Source organism: Kocuria rosea subsp. polaris, assembly GCF_001483755.1.
Lineage (GTDB): Bacteria > Actinomycetota > Actinomycetes > Actinomycetales > Micrococcaceae > Kocuria > Kocuria cellulosilytica.
In genome coordinates, this window is the sequence record NZ_LQBK01000009.1 from 23,702 (window position 1) to 39,519 (window position 15,818).

The window sequence follows — 15,818 nt, forward strand, 5'->3', positions numbered from 1 at the left end:
CCCGGTCACGCTATCAGGAGCGCCCGGCCAGTTCCCGGGTCAGGGCGCCCACGGCCTCGGGGCCGCCGTCGGCCAGCGCCTGCACGAGCGCGGTGCCCACGATGACACCGTCCGCGTACGCGCCGATCTCCTCGACGTGCTCCCGGCGGGAGACCCCCAGGCCCACGCAGACGTGCTGCGCGCCGGCCGCGCGCGTGTCGGCGACGAGCTGCTCGGCGACGTCGGAGACGGCGTCCCGGGCCCCCGTGACGCCCATCACGGAAACCGCGTAGACGAAGCCGCTCGCGGCCTTGACCACGAGGTCGAGGCGTTCCCGGGAGGAGGAGGGCGCCACCAGGAAGATCCGGTCCAGGCCGTGGGCCCGGGACGCGGCGAACCACTCGGCGGCCTCGTCCGGGATCAGGTCCGGGGTGATCATGCCCGCTCCCCCGGCCTCGGCGAGCCGCCGGGCGAAGGTGTCCACGCCCATCTGCAGGACCGGGTTCCAGTAGGTCATCACCACGGGCACCGCGTCGGTGCGCTCGGCCACGGCGCGGACCACCCGGAACACGTCGGCCACCCGGAAGCCGTTGGCCAGGGCCGTCGTCGTCGCGTGCTGGATCACCGGCCCGTCCATGACGGGGTCCGAGTAGGGGATGCCGATCTCGATGACGTCCGCGCCGTTGGTGCCCAGGGCCACGGCCGCCTCGATGGACTCCTCCACGGTCGGGAAGCCCGCCGGGAGGTAGCCCACCAGGGCCGGCCGGCCCTGCGCGCGGCACTCGGCGAGGCGGGCGGAGAGCCGCGAGTCCGGGTCGGCGCTCAGGCCCGGCGGCAGGATGCGGGAGGCGAGGTCCGCCCCGGAGGTCTCGTGTCGGGTGGTGCTCACAGTCGCTCGCCCTTCTCGCCGAGCTCAGCCTCGGCGCTGTCGTCCGGGAGCATCCCGAACCATTCCGCGGCGGTCGCCACGTCCTTGTCGCCGCGCCCCGAGAGGGAGACGACGACGATCTTCTCGGCGGCCGCCTCCGGCCCGAGCTCCTCGACCCAGCGGCGGCCGATCTTCAGCGCCCCGGCCAGGGCGTGGGAGGTCTCGATCGCGGGGATGATGCCCTCGGTGCGGCACAGCAGCCGGAAGGCCTCCATCGCCTCCGAGTCGGTGATCGCCTCGTAGCGGGCCCGGCCGATGTCGTGCAGGTACGAGTGCTCGGGGCCCACGGCCGGGTAGTCCAGGCCCGCGGAGATCGAGTGGGACTCGAGGGTCTGCCCGTCCTCGTCCTGCATGAGGTAGGTGCGGGCGCCGTGCAGCACGCCGGGCCGGCCCAGGGAGATCGTGGCGGCGTGGCGTCCGGACTCCACGCCGTCCCCGCCGGCCTCGAGGCCGTACAGCTCCACTGAGGGGTCGTCCAGGAAGCCGTGGAAGATGCCGATCGCGTTGGAGCCGCCGCCCACGCAGGCCGCCACGGCGTCCGGGAGCCGCCCGGTCTGCGCCAGGACCTGCTCGCGGGTCTCCTCGCCGATCTGCTCGTGGAAGTAGCGCACCATGGCGGGGAACGGGTACGGCCCCGCCGCGGTGCCCAGCAGGTAGTGGGTGTGCTCGACGGAGGCGACCCAGTCCCGCAGCGCCTCGTTGATGGCGTCCTTGAGCGTGCGGGAGCCGTTGGTCACGGGCACCACGGTGGCGCCCAGCAGCTCCATCCGTGCGACGTTGAGGGCCTGCCGCCGGGTGTCCTCCTCGCCCATGTAGACCACGCACTCCATCCCGAACAGCGCGGCCGCGGTGGCCGAGGCCACGCCGTGCTGGCCGGCGCCGGTCTCGGCGATCAGCCGGGTCTTGCCCATCCGCCGCGCGAGCAGCGCCTGGCCGAGCACGTTGTTGATCTTGTGCGAGCCGGTGTGGTTGAGGTCCTCCCGCTTGAGGAAGATCCGGCACCCGGCCTCGGCGGCGAAGCGCTGGGCCTCGGTGAGCAGGGAGGGGCGGTTCGAGTAGTCGCGGGAGAGCCGTTGGAACTCGGCGATGAACTCCGGATCGGCCTTCGCCTTCTCGAAGACGTCCGTCAGCTCGTCGAGGGCGGCGATGAGGGACTCCGGCATCCACCGGCCCCCGAAGTCCCCGAAGTACGGCCCGGGGGCCTCGCGCAGGGAGGACGCCTCCGCGGCGACGGCCTCCGCCTCGGCCTCGGGGACGCGCCGGGCGGCCCGCGCGGCGGCGCCGGCCGCGCGGAAGCTCGTGATGGTCGCGGCCGGCTCGGCGCTGCGCACGAGGGCCTCCCCCACCAGGACGGCCTTGGCCCCGTGCGAGGCGTAGAGGGCGATCTGCTCCTCGCCCTCGACCCCGGACTCGGCCACGATCACGGCGTCCTGGGGCAGGAGCCCGGCGAGCCGGCCGAAGGTCTCGACGTCGGTGTCGAGCGTCTTGAGGTTGCGGACGTTGACGCCCACGATGCGGGCGCCCACGGCGACCGCGCGCTCGATCTCCTCCGGGGTGTGCGTCTCGACCAGCGCGTGCATGCCCAGCTCGTGGGTCAGCGCGAGGAAGCGGCGCAGCTCGTCGTCGGAGAGCGCGGCGACGATCAGCAGCACGAGGTCCGCCCCGTGGGCCCGCGCCTCCCAGATCTGGTACTCGTCCACCGTGAAGTCCTTGCGCAGCACGGGAACGCCCACGGCCGCGCGCACGGCGTCGAGGTCGGCCAGGGAGCCGTTGAAGCGCCGCTGCTCGGTCAGCACGGAGATCACCGAGGCGCCGCCGTGCTCGTAGGCCGCGGCCAGGCGGGCGGGGTCGTCGATCGGAGCCAGCGCGCCCTTGGAGGGGCTGGAGCGCTTGACCTCGGCGATGACCTGCACGGCGTCCGTGCTGGGTCCCCGCAGCGCCGTCTCGGCGTCCAGGGCCGGGGGCCGCTGCGCGGCCGCGCGGCGGAGCTCGTCGAGGCCGACCTGCGCGCGGCGCTCGGCCAGGTCCGCCCGGACGCCCTCGATGATGGCGTCCAGGACCGTCCCGGTGCTCTGTTGCGACATGGTTTCCTGTCCTCTCGGCGGCGCGGGCCGCCCTGGTGCGTTCGTGGGGTGCGGGCCGGTCGGGACGGCGGCCGGCTCCCGACGGGAGCCGGCCGGCCCGGGCGCGTGCCGCGCCCCCCGTGGCCGGCTCGCGCCGGCCCGGTCTCAGCCCTGGTGGTTGCGGGCCTCGTGCTTGCGCTGCTCGGAGCCGCTGCCGTGCCCCATGGAGCGGAGCACGGCACCGGCCACGAGCCCGACGGCGACCAGCACGATGCCCACGATCAGCAGGACGGTGCTGCCCACCGTGAAGCCCACCACGCCGACGATGACGCCCAGCGACATGATGCCGATGGTCACCCACGCGGCCAGCGTGTTGCCGTGCCCCACGAAGCCGGTGTGGTCGAGGACGATCTCGTTTCCGTTTGCCATGTTGTTGCACTCCCGATTTCCCTGCCGGAGCCGGCCGGCTCGGCTCGCACGGCCCCGGCGGGGCGCGGCGGTTGCTGACAGTCTGTCCCGCCCCATTGTGCCACCCCCGGGGCCGCGCCCGCGCACGCCCCACGGGACTCCGGGGCGTGCGGCCTCCCGCGGCGGCGGACCCGGGCCCGGGGCGGTCGGAGGCTCAGGCGGTGGGGTCGCGGCCCTCGGTGAGGGCGTCCCAGGAGTCGATCTCGTCCCCGCGGCGGGCCGTCCCGGCCGGGGACCCGTCCGGCCCGGCGCGCTCGTAGCGGCGGGCCGCGGTCCACGACCGCCCCGCGACCAGGGCCCAGCCGCCGCACACCGCCACGAGCGCCGCGGCGGCCGCGGCGAGCCACGGCCAGACGGTCACGGCGAAGTCGCCGCCGGCGTTGATCATCCCGGTGGCCTCGCCCACGGCCGTCTGCGCCGCGCCGGCCGGGTCCGCGAGCACCGCCACGGACGCCGCCAGGGCGCCGAGACCGGCGAGCAGCACCACCGAGGCCACCACGGCGCGCAGCACCCGCCCGGAGATCGCCGTGGTGAGGGCGCCGGCGGCGGCGACGAGACCGAGGGCGGTGACGGCCGGGGCGGCGTCGGACCCGGCGACGTCCACGGTCACGGGCTGCAGCGTGGTCTGCACCGTGGCGGAGACCCACGTGGCGGCCGAGCAGGCGAACACGGCCAGGGCGGCCACCAGGGTGGCGAGCACCACCGTGGACCGCCGGGACAGCGCCGCCGGCAGGGATGCGCGGGCCTCAGGCACGCCCGGCCCCCGTCCCCGGCACGGCCACGCGGTCGAGGTCCAGGGCCTGCAGCCGCTCGGCGAGCATGACCGCCCGCAGCGGCGCGGTGGCCTTGTTGAGGGACTCGAGGGCCTCGGTCTCGGGGTCCGAGTCGGCGACGATCCCGCCGCCGGCCTGCACGTAGGCCTTGCCGTCGACGAGCAGGGCCGTGCGGATGGCGATGGCCATGTCCATGTCCCCCGCGAAGTCGAGGTAGCCGACCACGCCGCCGTAGACGGCGCGGCGCAGGGGCTCGTACTCGTCGAGCAGGCGCAGGGCCCGGGGCTTGGGCGCGCCCGAGAGAGTCCCGGCGGGGAACGTCGCGGCGAGCACGTCGTAGGCCGTGGCGTCCGGGCGCATCCGGCCCACCACGTTGGAGCACAGGTGCATGATGTGGCTGAAGCGCTCCACCTCCATGAACTCGGTGACCTCCACTGAGCCCGGGACGGCGATCTTGGAGATGTCGTTGCGCGCGAGGTCCACGAGCATGAGGTGCTCGGAGCGCTCCTTCTCGTCCTGGAGCAGGTCCCGCTCCAGCGCGACGTCCTCCTCGACCGTGCGCCCGCGCGGGCGGGAGCCGGCGATGGGGTGGGTCACGGCCTGGTCGCCGGTGACGGTCACGAGCGCCTCCGGGGAGGAGCCCACGACGGCGAAGGGACGGCCGTCGGCGTCCTCGAAGCTGTACAGGTACATGTACGGGCTGGGGTTGATGGCGCGCAGCATGCGGTACACGTCGAGGGAGTCGGCCGTGCACTCGGTCTCGAAGCGGCGGGAGACGACGACCTGGAAGATGTCCCCGTCCACGATGGCCTTCTTGCCCTCCACGATGGAGTTCATGAACAGGGTGCGGTCCCAGCTCTGGTCGACCTTGGACTCCAGGTCACCGCGGATCTCGTCGGTGCCGGTGAGCGTCGAGGCCGTGGCGTGGCCGAGGGGCCGGGCGAGCTGCTCCAGCATCGCGTGCACCCGGTCCACCGCGTCGGCCCAGGCCTCGTCGACGCGCTCGTCGGTGTCGTCGAAGTTGACGGCGTTGGCCACGAGCATCACGGTGCCGTCCGTGTTGTCGTGGATCGCGATGTCCGAGACCAGGTTCATGGCCAGCTCGGGGATCCGCAGGTCGTCCTCGGGCGGGTGCGGGAGCTTCTCCCAGCGGCGCACGGCCTCCCAGCCCACGAAGCCCACGAGCCCCGAGGTCAGCGGCGGGACGTCCTCGAAGCGCTCCGTGTGCAGCAGCGCCATCGTGTCCCGCAGCGCCTCGACCGGGTTGCCGCCGGTGGGGGCACCGGCCGGGGCCTGCCCGATCCAGTGCGCCTCGCCGTCCCGCGCCGTGAGGGTGGCCCGGGAGTTCGCGCCGATGAACGAGTACCGGGACCACACCCCGCCCTCGGCCGCGGACTCGAGCAGGAACGTGCCCGGCCGGGCCGCCCCGTCCTCGAGCGCGAGCGCCCGGTAGAGCCCGATCGGGGTCATGGCGTCCGCGAGGATCTTGACGCGGACGGGGATGACGCGGCGCTCCGCGGCGAGCGCGCGGAACTCCTCGAGCGTGGGGCTGATGGTGCCCAGGTCCTGCATGGGTGTCGACCTGACTTCCTGGTGGCGGACGGGAGTACGGGGGTGGGCGGGTCAGACGGCGGAGACGGCGCCGAGGTCGCGGCCGTCGAAGCAGCTGCGGGTGCCGGTGTGGCAGGCCGCGCCGGTCTGGTCGACCCGGACGAGCAGCGCGTCGCCGTCGCAGTCGAGGCTGACGCTCTGCACCGCCTGGACGTGCCCGGAGGTGTCGCCCTTGCGCCAGTACTCCTGGCGGGAGCGGGACCAGAACGTCACGCGTCCCTCCGTGAGGGTCCGGCGCAGGGCCTCGTCGTCCATCCAGCCCAGCATCAGCACCTCGTGGGTGTCGTGCTGCTGCACCACGGCGGCCACGAGGCCCTGGGGGTCGCGCTTGAGCCGCCGGGCCACGGCGGGGTCGAGGACGTCGGTTCCGGGGTCGGGGGTCTGCTCGCTCATCGCCACCCATCCTATCGACCCGGCCGCACGCCCCGGGCCGGGACCGCCCGGAGGGGCCGGCGGGACCGCCCGGAGGGGCCCGGCGGGACCGCCCCGGGGCGCTCAGGAGCTCCTGCGCGGGCCCGGCCGGACGGTGGGCAGCCGGGTGGCGGCCACGGTCAGGAAGGACACCGCGAGGATCAGCACGGACAGCCCGAGGGCGTAGGTGCCCACCGCCCGGTAGCCGCCCACGAGGGCGGGGTCGAGGAAGAAGTACGGGTACCAGCCCACCATCTGCCCCCGGACCAGGGTGTAGACGGCCCACAGAGCCGGGAACACGGTGGACGCCCAGGTCGCGGCCCAGCGCAGCCGCCGGCGGCCGGGGCCCAGCAGGAAGTCGGCCACGGCGTAGACGGGCAGCACGAAGTGCAGCACCTGCGAGGACAGCGGGACGAGGAAGAGGTGGCCGAACAGCTCCGCGTTGGCGAGCAGCACCCCGAAGACCGTCCCGGACACCACGGTGTAGGTGGTGGCGATCGCCCGGAGCCCGGTCAGCCAGCCCGGCTCCTCGGCCCCGGCGGCGGTGTGCAGCAGGGCCAGCAGCAGGGCCGCCACCAGCAGGAGGGCGCTGTGGATCGTGAAGTAGCTGAACAGGTTGGAGCCCAGGCAGGTGCGCGTCACGAAGGCGCACTCGGACCGGGAGACCAGGGCCCAGACCGCGACCGCCAGGGCGCAGGCCCGGGCCGCGACGACGACGACTCGCACGTTCGACCTCCTCCCGGCCCTCCGGGCTCCAGGATAGGAGTCCCGGCGGCGGGATCCGTCCGCTCCGGGGCCCTGCCGGGGCCGGACGGTGGAGTTTATGGTGGGAGCAGGACCAGATCGGCGACGGCGGACGGGACACCAGGACGATGCGCTCCAGGACGATGGCGGGGCGGCGGCGCGCGGCCCCCGGCGCGGTGGCGGCCGTTCTCGCCGTCGCGCTGGTGGGCGGGTGCGGGGACCCCGGCGCGCCGGGCACCCCGAGCGGCTCCCCCGGCGCCACGGCCGCGCCGGCGACCTCCTCCGCCGGGACGCCCGCGCCGGGACCGTCCGGGCCGTGGGGCGCGTACCCGGACCGGCGGGAGGCGTGCGCGGCGGTCGCCGACGACCTCCTGGCGCTCGCCCTGCTGCCGGCCGGGCTCTCGGCCGGTCCGACCGTGGCGGACGTCCAGGACGTCGAGGACGAGGTGGAGGCCGTGCGGGACGCCGCTCCGCCGGCACTGGCCGCGGACCTCGCGCGGGTGCAGCTGCTGGTCGACTCCTACGGCGAGGCCCTGGCGGAGGACCCGTCGGCCCGCTTCGACGGGCAGGCGCTCGACGAGGCGCTCGCGCCCGTGCGGGACTGGCTGGACGAGACCTGCCGGGGCGGGGCCTGAGCCGGCGGGCTCAGCGGTGCAGCGTGGCGCTGGGCGCCTCGCCGAACCGGGTACGGTAGGCGGTCGCGAAGCGCCCGGCGTGGGCGAAGCCCCAGCGCGCCGCGACGGCGGCGACCGTCTCGTCCGCGACCGGGTCGGCGCGGAGCAGGTCGCGGCGGGCGGCGTCCAGGCGGGCCTCCCGCAGGTGGCCGACGGGCGTGCGGCCGAGCTCCCGGCGGAACGCGGCCTGCAGCCCGCGCGGGCTCATCCGTGCCGCCGCGGCGATCTCGGCGAGGCCGATGTCCTCGTGCAGGTGCTCCTCGACGAAGGCCACCGCCCGGCGCAGCTGGGCCCGCAGCGCCGGTGCGCCCGCGGGAGGCGCCGGCTGCGCGAGGAAGGTGTTCGGGAAGCAGTGCAGCAGCGCCGTGGCCAGCGACCGGAACGCCTCGGCCCGCACCAGCGGGGTGCTCAGTGCCTCGGCGTTGGGCAGCAGGTCCTGGTGGAAGTGCCGCACCTCGGAGAGCCAGTACCGCGTCAGCTGCGGGGACGCCGGCGTGCTGCCCGTGAAGCGCAGTCCGAAGGCCGGCTCGCCCAGCAGGCCGCGCGCGAGGTCCCGGACGGCGTCCGCGTCCAGGACCACGGTGCCCAGCTCCAGCAGCCCGTCCCACCGGCCGCCGTACAGTCCCTGCGGCAGCAGGAACGGCAGGGCCGTGCGGATCTGCTCCCGCCCGGCGCTGAGCGTCAGCCGCCCGGTCAGCACGTGCACCACGGAGTACGTGCCCGAGACGTCGCCCGTGCCCGAGGACGCCGAGGTGGCCAGCCGGAACCGGTGCGCCAGGAGGGGGCCCGTCGAGGCCGCGGCCATCCGCAGCTCGAACGAGCCGTCGGCCGGCGCCCGCATGCCGAGGCCGGTGTAGAGCTCGGACATGGCGGCGATGCCCCGGTCGGGGTCGCGGGTGGAGAACGACGTCCGCCGGAGCGGGCCGCCCGGGGCGCGGGTGTCCTCCCCCGGCCCGGAGCTCTCGGAGGTGCTCATCGGTCTCCTCCGCGCGTGCGGCAGCGGCCCCGGGGCGGGGCCGCTGCCGCACGGTGCGCTATCGGCGGTTGAGGAGGCCGCGCAGCATGCCGCCGATACCGCGGCCGGACCGGCCGGCGCCCGCCTGGCCGGCGGCGTTCATCCCGCGGGTGCCCCGGCGGCCGCCGGCGGCGCGCCCGGCGGTCGTCCCGCCGGCTCGCCCGGTGAAGCTCCTGATGATGCTGTTCAGTCCCACGGTGGACTCCTTCGTCGTCGGCCTGTCGAGCGACTGTCGTCAGCTCACTGCCGACTCTACGCCCGCAGGACGTCCCGGGCCACGGGTCGTTCAGCGCACCTCGTGGCCGGCCGCGCGCAGCGCGTCCTTGACCTCGGCGATCGCGTGGACGGGACCGAAGTGGAAGATCGAGGCGGCGAGCACGGCGTCGGCGCCCGCGTCCACGGCCGGCGGGAAGTGCTCGGGGGCGCCCGCGCCGCCGGAGGCGATCAGGGGCACGTGCACCCGGGCGCGCACGGCCCGGATCATCTCCAGGTCGAAGCCCTCCTGCGTGCCGTCCGCGTCCATGGAGTTGAGCAGGATCTCCCCCACCCCGCGGTCCTCGGCCTCCCGCGCCCAGTCGAGGGCGTCGAGGCCGGTCAGCGTGCGCCCCCCGTGGGTGGTGACCTCGAAGCCCGAGGCGGTGTTGCCCGTGCGGCGGGCGTCGAGGGACAGGACGAGCACCTGGCTGCCGAAGTGCCCGGTGATCTCGTCGATCACCTCCGGACGGGCGACCGCGGCGGTGTTGATGGAGGCCTTGTCCGCACCGCAGCGCAGCAGCCGGTCCACGTCGGCGACCGCGCGGACGCCGCCGCCCACGGTGAGGGGGATGAAGACCTGCTCCGCGGTGCGGGAGACCACGTCGAAGGTCGTCGCCCGGGCCGCCGAGGACGCCGTGACGTCGAGGAAGGTCAGCTCGTCCGCGCCGGCCTCGTTGTAGCGTTTGGCGAGCTCGACCGGGTCACCGGCGTCGCGCAGGTTCTCGAAGTTCACGCCCTTGACGACTCGACCGGCGTCGACGTCCAGGCACGGGATGACACGTACGGCAACGCCCACGGGCGGCACCTCCTCGGCTGCGGGAACGGGCGGGTGGGCAGGACTCAGATCCGGGCGGCCTGGATCGGGGAGACCAGGATGGCGCGGGCCCCGACGTCGTAGAGGGCGTCCATGACCTTGTTGGTCTCCGACTTGGGGACCATGGCGCGCACGGCCCAGGCGTTGCCGCGGCCGAGCCGGGAGATGGTGGGTCCCTCCATGCCGGGGGTGATCCGGGTCGCGGCCTCGACGTACTCCTCGGCCACGTCGTAGTCCATCAGCACGTACTGCCGGGCCACGAGCACCCCCTGCAGGCGGCGGCGCAGCACGGCCAGGCCCTCGGGCTCGGTGGTGGCACGGCTGCGGATGAGCAGCGCCTCGGAGGTCATGATGGGCTCGCCGAAGACCTGCAGGCCCGCGGCGCGCAGGGTGTTGCCGGTCTCCACGACGTCGGCGATCGCGTCGGCCACGCCCAGCCGGATCGAGGACTCCACGGCCCCGTCGAGACGGACCACGGAGGCGTCCACCCCGCGCTCGGCGAGGTGGTCGCGCAGCAGGCCGTCGTAGCTCGTGGCGATCCGCCGGCCCGCCAGCTCGGCGATCGAGGAGAACTCGCCCGCGGGCCCCGCGAAGCGGAACGTGGACCGGGCGAAGTCCAACCCCAGGTCCTCGTCGGCGTGGGCGCCGGAGTCCAGGAGCAGGTCCCGGCCGGTGATCCCCACGTCGAGGATGCCCCCGCCCACGTACACGGCGATGTCCCGGGGGCGCAGGTAGAAGAACTCGACGTTGTTCTCGGGGTCCACGAGCACCAGCTCGCGGGAGTCCCGGCGCTGCCGGTAGCCGGCCTCCTTGAGCATCGTGACGGAGGATTCGGACAGGGCGCCCTTGTTGGGCACTGCGACACGCAGCATGGGGTTCCTTCTCGGCTTCGGGGCTTCGGTGGGGCGGGGACGCCGGTGCGGCGGGGCGCTCAGAGGTGGCGGTAGACGTCCTCGAGCCGCAGGCCCTTGGCGACCATCATCACCTGCAGGTGGTAGAGCAGCTGCGAGATCTCCTCCGCGGCCTGCTCCGAGGTCTCGTACTCGCAGGCCATCCAGACCTCGGCGGCCTCCTCGACGACCTTCTTGCCGATGCCGTGCACACCGGTGTCGAGCTCGCGGACCGTGCCCGAGCCTTCCGGACGGGTCGCGGCTTTGTCGCTGATCTCGGCGAAGAGGGTCTCGAAGGTTTTCACGACTACCAGGGTAATGGGTCCGCGGGGGCCTCCCGACCGGCAGCGCACCGGACGGCCCGCGGCGCGGGGCTCAGACGCCGAGGGAGCGCAGCAGCAGCGCGGTCCGCACCGCGGCGGCCGTGGCCTCGTAGCCCTTGTCCTCCTGGGAGCCCTCGAGCCCGGCACGGTCCAGGCCCTGCTGCTCGGTGTCGCAGGTGAGCACCCCGAAGCCCACGGGCACGCCGGTGCGCACCGACACGTCCGTGAGTCCCTGCGTGGCCGCCGAGCACACGTAGTCGAAGTGCGGGGTGCCGCCGCGCACCACCACCCCGAGGGCCACCACGGCGTCCAGGCCCGGGGCCAGGCGCGCGGCGGCGACGGGCAGCTCGAAGCTGCCGGGCACGCGCACCACCGGCGCGTCCCGCACGCCGGCGTCGGCCAGCGCGCGGCGGGCGCCGTCGAGCAGCCCGTCCATGATCACCGTGTGCCAGCTCGAGGCGATGACGGCCACGCGCAGGCCGCTCGCGTCGGCGGTGCTGAGGTCGATGTCGGGGGCGCCGTGTCCGCTCATGGGGTGAGGTCTCCTGTGCTGTCGAGATCGTTGTCGAGGGTGCTGTCGAAGGTTCGGTCGAACGTGCTGTGGGCGGTGCCGCCGGTCCGGTCCGCGGGCTCCGGCGCGCCGGGGCGGGGGGCGGTGGTGTCGTCGACGTGGCGCAGGCGGTGCCGCATGCGGTCCCGCTTGGTCACGAGGTAGTCGTGGTTCTCCGGGCGGGCCGGCACCTCGTTGGGCACCATCGCGACGACGTCGATGCCCAGGTCGGCCAGGCGCTCGGCCTTGGCGGGGTTGTTGCTCAGCAGCCGGATCCGGCTCAGCCCGAGCCGGTGCAGGATGGCCGCCGCCGCGGAGTAGTCCCGGGCGTCGGCGGGCAGGCCGAGCAGCTCGTTGGCCTCGACCGTGTCCGCGCCGCCGTCCTGGAGCTTGTAGGCGCGCAGCTTGTTGACCAGGCCGATCCCCCGGCCCTCGTGGTTGCGCAGGTAGAGCAGGGTGCCGCCGTCCTCGGCGATCCGCCGCAGCGCCAGGTGCAGCTGGGGTCCGCAGTCGCAGCGGAAGGAGCCGAAGACGTCCCCCGTCAGGCACTCGGAGTGCAGGCGCACCAGCGGGGGGCGGCCCACGGGCACGCGGCCCGGGGACGGCGCGGTGAGGCTGAGGTGCTCGGCGACCGCGTTCCCGGGTCCGCCCGGCAGCTGCCAGCCGATGACCTCGAACCGGCCCTCGGGCGTGGGCACGACCACGGGCTCCGAGCTGACCAGGGGGGCGTCCGGCCTCATCGGCGGTCCTCCTGCAGCTGCGCCGCCAGGTCCTCGATGCTCACGAGCGGGATGCCGTGCCGGTCGGCGAAGGCGCGCAGGGCGGGCAGGCGCATCATCGAGCCCTCGTCGTGGACGAGCTCGGCGATCACGCCCACCGGCTCGAGGCCCGCGAGGGAGCACAGCTCGACGGCGGCCTCGGTGTGCCCCCGGCGGACGGCGACCCCGCCGTCCGCGGCGCGCAGGGGCAGCACGTGCCCGGGCCGGGTGATGTCCCCCGGCCCGGCCGCGGGGTCGGCGAGCACCCGCGCGGTGAGCGCGCGGTCGGCGGCGCTGATGCCGGTGCTCACCCCGTCGCGGGCGTCGCACGTGACGGTGTAGGCGGTGCCCTTCGAGTCCTCGTTGACGTCGACCATCGGGGGCAGCCGCATCGCGTCCGCCCGGGCCCCGGTCATGGGCACGCACACGACCCCGGAGGTGTGCCGGATCGTGAAGCCCATCAGCGCGGGCGTCGCGTGCTCGGCGGCGAACACGATGTCGCCCTCGTTCTCCCGGTCGGCGTCGTCCACCACGACGACGGGCCGGCCCTGGGCCATGGCCTCGACGGCCGCGCCCACGGGGTCGAGCCGGATCTGCCCGGTCGTCCCGTCCCCGCCGCGGCCCGTTCCCTCGTGGGTGCTGCTGGTCCGCATCATGCTCCTTCTCCTGCCGTGGTCCGGGCCGTCCCCGGCGCCGGGGTGCTGTCGGTCCGGGCGAAGGCCAGCAGGCGCTGGGCGTACTTCGCGAGGACGTCGACCTCGAGGTTGACGGACGCGCCGACGGGGCGGCGTCCGAGGGTGGTCTCCGCCAGGGTCGCCGGGATGAGCCCGACCTCGAACCAGTGCTCCGCGGCCCCGGGCGCGCTGACGGCCGTCACGGTGAGGGACACGCCGTCGACGGCGACCGAGCCCTTCTCGGCGAGGAACGGGGCCAGCTCGGCGGGCACGGCGACCCGGACCCGCTCCCACTCCCCCAGGTCCTCCCGGGCCGAGACGGTGCCCGTGCCGTCCACGTGGCCCTGGACCACGTGCCCGTCGAGCCGCCCCCCGGCGGGCACGCAGCGCTCCAGGTTCACGCTGTCGCCCGCGGCCAGCGCTCCCAGGGTGGTGCGCACGAGCGTCTCGCCGATGACGTCGGCCAGGAACTGCCCGGGGCCGATCTCCGCGGTGCGGGTGGCCGTGAGGCAGACGCCGTTCACGGCGAGGGAGCCGCCGTGCGGCAGGTCCGCGACGAGGGGCCCGGCGTCCACGAGGAGGCGGGCGCTCGTGCCGTCCGGGCCGGGGTCGACCGAGCGCACGGTGCCCTGGCCGGCGACGATTCCTGTGAACATGCGGTGCTTCCTCTGTCTCTCGGTCTGCAGTCCGTCGGTCTGCTGTCTGTCGGTCTTCGGTCTCTTCGTCCCGGGCCCGTGCCCGCGGCGCCCGCGGTACGGTGCGGTGGCCCCGCACCGGGTGCCGCTCAGTCCGGCGGCACGGGCCGCAGGTGGATCCACAGGTCCGGGCCGAGCTGCTGCACGGGCCCTCCGCCGGTGGGGTCGAGCCGCCACCGGGAGGCGTCCGCGAGGGTGCCCACGCCCAGCTCCTCGAAGGCGGGCCGTCCGGCCCCGAGCACGAGGGGCGCCTGGTAGAGGCTCAGCTCGTCGACGAGTCCCGCGCGCAGGAAGCCCGCGGCCACGGTGGCCCCGCCCTCGATCAGCACGTGGCGCACGCCGGCGTCGTAGAGCTCGGCCAGGGCGGAGTGCGGGTCGTGGGTCGTGACGTGCCGGAAGCGCCCGTCGGTCCCGCGGATCGCGGCGTCCGGCGGCACCGGGCGCAGGCCCATGGCGACGCGCAGGGGCTGCCGCGGGACGGCGCCGCCGTCGCCGGTGCGGGCGGTGAGGCGGGGGTCGTCGGCGAGGACCGTGCCGCTGCCCACGAGGACGGCGTCGGCGCGGGCCCGCAGGTCGTGGCCGTGCTCGCGGGCGGAGGAGGACGTAATCCACCGGCTGGTCCCGTCCGCGGCGGCGATCCGGGCGTCGAGGCTCTGGGCGACCTTCAGCGTCACGAACGGCCGCTGGGCGCGCATCGTCTCGCCCCAGCGGTCGTTGAGGGCCTCCGCCTCCCCGGCCAGCACCCCCGGCCGGACCTCGACCCCCGCGGCCCGCAGGGTGGCGGCCCCGCCGGCGGCGGCGAGCGTGCGGTCGGGGGCGCCGTAGACCACCCGGGGCACGCCCGCCGCGATGATCGCCTGGGCGCACGGGCCGGTGCGGCCCCAGTGGTTGCACGGCTCGAGGGTCACGTACATGGTGGTCCCGCGCAGGTCGGTGCCGACGGACGCGGCGCGCTCCAGGACGTCGACCTCGGCGTGGACGGTGCCCGCGCCCCGGTGGTGGCCGACGTGCAGGATCCGGCCCCCGGCGTCGACGAGGACGGCGCCCACGAGCGGATTGGCCCCGCGCGGGCCGCGCGCCGCCGCGTGCAGGGCGGTCCGCATGACCGACCGCTCGGCGTCGTCGCCGCTCCGGTGCTGCGGGTCCATCACGTCGTCCTTTCCCGGGTCGGTTCCGGGGCGCAGGACAACGGTGCGGCCGTCCGGACCCGCGGGTCCGGACGGCGCCGTGGCCGGTGCCGTGGACGGCACGGCACGGAGCCGTTGAACGTGTTGCCTTCCATCCAGACTGTGACTGTCGGTACCGGAGTTCCACCGGTTCGGCCGGGCGACCCGCCGGTGCGGGCGCTGGGCGCCTGCACGGACGTGGTCGTCCGGTTCGCGGACTGTGACCGCCGGTTCGGACTTGCACCGACCCCGGAACACGTTGTTCGTGCCTCGATTATGTCACAGGGGGTGCCGCCGGAGGCCCGCCGGGGCGCGGCGGGGCGCGGCGGGCCGCCGGCTCAGTCCTGGGCGGCGCGGGCCGCCCCGCGCAGCGCGGTGATCGCGGCCTCGGGGTCCCCCGCGCCGTAGACGGCGGAGCCGGCCACGAACGTGTCGGCCCCGGCCTCTGCGGCCCGCACGATGGTCTCCTCCGTGATCCCGCCGTCCACCTGCAGGGCCACCCTGCCCCCGCCCGCCCGGATCGCCTCGGCGGCCCGCCGGATCTTCGGCAGCGTGACGTCGAGGAAGGCCTGCCCGCCGAAGCCCGGCTCCACCGTCATGACCAGCAGCATGTCCAGCTCCGGCAGCAGGTCGAGGTACGGCTCCACGGGGGTCGCGGGGCGCAGGGCCATCCCGGCCCGGGCACCGTGGGCGCGCAGCTCGCGGGCCAGCTTCAGCGGGGCGCGCGCCGCCTCGGCGTGGAAGGTCACCGACTCGCAGCCGAGCTCGGCGTAGCCGGCGGCCCAGCGGTCCGCGTCCTCGATCATCAGGTGCACGTCCAGCGGGAGGGGGCTGACCGCGAGGATCCGCTCCACGAGGGGCATGCCCAGCGTGAGGTTCGGGACGAAGTGGTTGTCCATGACGTCCACGTGCACGGCGTCGGCGGTGCCGATCCGGCCCAGCTCCGCCTCGAGGTTGACGAAGTCGGCGGAGAGGATCGAGGGGTGGATGCAGGTTCGGGACACGGGGACTCCTGGTGGTGGTGGGT

19 protein-coding genes and 1 riboswitch are annotated in these 15,818 nt (G+C 75.1%); of the genes, 1 reads left to right on the forward strand and 18 read right to left on the reverse strand.

Going from position 1 to position 15,818, the window contains the following annotated elements; translation table 11 throughout:
• Window positions 1–13 precede the first annotated feature (13 nt).
• The 7 genes from trpA to AVL61_RS06980 all read right to left on the reverse strand — a co-directional run bounded on the left by trpA (window position 14) and on the right by AVL61_RS06980 (window position 6,959).
• Window positions 14–817, reverse strand: coding sequence for a tryptophan synthase subunit alpha (gene trpA, locus AVL61_RS06950; protein WP_231738316.1), 804 nt, complete (start codon window positions 815–817; stop codon window positions 14–16).
• A gap of 47 nt (window positions 818–864) precedes the next feature.
• Window positions 865–2,991, reverse strand: coding sequence for a tryptophan synthase subunit beta (gene trpB, locus AVL61_RS06955; RefSeq protein ID WP_058873637.1), 2,127 nt, complete (start codon window positions 2,989–2,991; stop codon window positions 865–867).
• A gap of 144 nt (window positions 2,992–3,135) precedes the next feature.
• Entirely contained in the window at window positions 3,136–3,399 is a 264-nt protein-coding gene (locus AVL61_RS06960) for an HGxxPAAW family protein (RefSeq protein WP_058873638.1), read from the reverse strand.
• Window positions 3,400–3,592: 193 nt separating this feature from the next.
• Window positions 3,593–4,192: a Trp biosynthesis-associated membrane protein gene (locus tag AVL61_RS06965; protein ID WP_058873639.1), complete on the reverse strand. Its 600-nt coding sequence runs from the start codon at window positions 4,190–4,192 to the stop codon at window positions 3,593–3,595.
• Window positions 4,185–5,783 (reverse strand): anthranilate synthase component I, encoded by a 1,599-nt coding sequence (locus tag AVL61_RS06970; protein ID WP_058873640.1) that lies wholly within the window; start codon window positions 5,781–5,783, stop codon window positions 4,185–4,187. Before AVL61_RS06970 ends, AVL61_RS06965 begins: the two co-directional genes overlap by 8 nt.
• Window positions 5,784–5,834: 51 nt before the next feature.
• The gene (gene hisI, locus AVL61_RS06975) at window positions 5,835–6,215 is read right to left on the reverse strand and encodes a phosphoribosyl-AMP cyclohydrolase (protein ID WP_058873641.1); all 381 of its coding nucleotides are present in this window, start codon (window positions 6,213–6,215) and stop codon (window positions 5,835–5,837) included.
• A gap of 102 nt (window positions 6,216–6,317) precedes the next feature.
• A complete protein-coding gene (locus AVL61_RS06980) occupies window positions 6,318–6,959 on the reverse strand; it encodes a Pr6Pr family membrane protein (protein WP_058873642.1) in 642 nt (213 codons plus the stop codon).
• Window positions 6,960–7,105: 146 nt separating this feature from the next.
• Here AVL61_RS06980 and AVL61_RS06985 point away from each other — a divergent pair, with 146 nt between their 5' ends.
• Complete coding sequence (locus tag AVL61_RS06985; protein WP_157571327.1) at window positions 7,106–7,612, forward strand: hypothetical protein; 507 nt, start codon at window positions 7,106–7,108, stop codon at window positions 7,610–7,612.
• A 10-nt stretch (window positions 7,613–7,622) separates the two neighbouring features.
• On the opposite strand, the gene AVL61_RS06990 is transcribed toward AVL61_RS06985, so the two are convergent.
• From AVL61_RS06990 to rpe, 11 genes are all read right to left on the reverse strand, one after another.
• Window positions 7,623–8,627, reverse strand: coding sequence for a helix-turn-helix transcriptional regulator (locus AVL61_RS06990; protein ID WP_058873644.1), 1,005 nt, complete (start codon window positions 8,625–8,627; stop codon window positions 7,623–7,625).
• A 58-nt stretch (window positions 8,628–8,685) separates the two neighbouring features.
• Window positions 8,686–8,862 (reverse strand): hypothetical protein, encoded by a 177-nt coding sequence (locus AVL61_RS17815; RefSeq protein ID WP_157571328.1) that lies wholly within the window; start codon window positions 8,860–8,862, stop codon window positions 8,686–8,688.
• A gap of 90 nt (window positions 8,863–8,952) precedes the next feature.
• Entirely contained in the window at window positions 8,953–9,717 is a 765-nt protein-coding gene (gene hisF / locus AVL61_RS06995) for an imidazole glycerol phosphate synthase subunit HisF (RefSeq protein ID WP_058873645.1), read from the reverse strand.
• Window positions 9,718–9,761: 44 nt separating this feature from the next.
• Window positions 9,762–10,607: an ATP phosphoribosyltransferase gene (gene hisG / locus AVL61_RS07000; RefSeq protein ID WP_058873646.1), complete on the reverse strand. Its 846-nt coding sequence runs from the start codon at window positions 10,605–10,607 to the stop codon at window positions 9,762–9,764.
• A gap of 59 nt (window positions 10,608–10,666) precedes the next feature.
• Entirely contained in the window at window positions 10,667–10,930 is a 264-nt protein-coding gene (locus AVL61_RS07005; protein WP_058873647.1) for a phosphoribosyl-ATP diphosphatase, read from the reverse strand.
• Between the two features lie 70 nt (window positions 10,931–11,000).
• Entirely contained in the window at window positions 11,001–11,480 is a 480-nt protein-coding gene (gene ribH / locus AVL61_RS07010) for a 6,7-dimethyl-8-ribityllumazine synthase (RefSeq protein WP_058873648.1), read from the reverse strand.
• Window positions 11,477–12,238 carry a GTP cyclohydrolase II gene (locus AVL61_RS07015; protein WP_058873649.1) on the reverse strand — a complete coding sequence of 254 codons (762 nt, stop codon included), beginning with the start codon at window positions 12,236–12,238 and terminating at the stop codon, window positions 11,477–11,479. The genes ribH and AVL61_RS07015 overlap by 4 nt, the downstream gene beginning before the upstream one ends.
• Window positions 12,235–12,909 carry a 3,4-dihydroxy-2-butanone-4-phosphate synthase gene (ribB, locus tag AVL61_RS07020; RefSeq protein ID WP_082697015.1) on the reverse strand — a complete coding sequence of 225 codons (675 nt, stop codon included), beginning with the start codon at window positions 12,907–12,909 and terminating at the stop codon, window positions 12,235–12,237. Before ribB ends, AVL61_RS07015 begins: the two co-directional genes overlap by 4 nt.
• Complete coding sequence (locus AVL61_RS07025) at window positions 12,909–13,586, reverse strand: riboflavin synthase (RefSeq protein WP_058873650.1); 678 nt, start codon at window positions 13,584–13,586, stop codon at window positions 12,909–12,911. Before AVL61_RS07025 ends, ribB begins: the two co-directional genes overlap by 1 nt.
• A 128-nt stretch (window positions 13,587–13,714) precedes the next feature.
• Window positions 13,715–14,773, reverse strand: coding sequence for a bifunctional diaminohydroxyphosphoribosylaminopyrimidine deaminase/5-amino-6-(5-phosphoribosylamino)uracil reductase RibD (gene ribD, locus AVL61_RS07030; protein ID WP_058873651.1), 1,059 nt, complete (start codon window positions 14,771–14,773; stop codon window positions 13,715–13,717).
• 116 nt (window positions 14,774–14,889) lie between these two features.
• Window positions 14,890–15,053: riboswitch (FMN riboswitch) on the reverse strand.
• A gap of 76 nt (window positions 15,054–15,129) precedes the next feature.
• Window positions 15,130–15,795 (reverse strand): ribulose-phosphate 3-epimerase, encoded by a 666-nt coding sequence (rpe, locus tag AVL61_RS07035; RefSeq protein ID WP_058873652.1) that lies wholly within the window; start codon window positions 15,793–15,795, stop codon window positions 15,130–15,132.
• Between the last annotated feature and the right edge of the window lie 23 nt (window positions 15,796–15,818).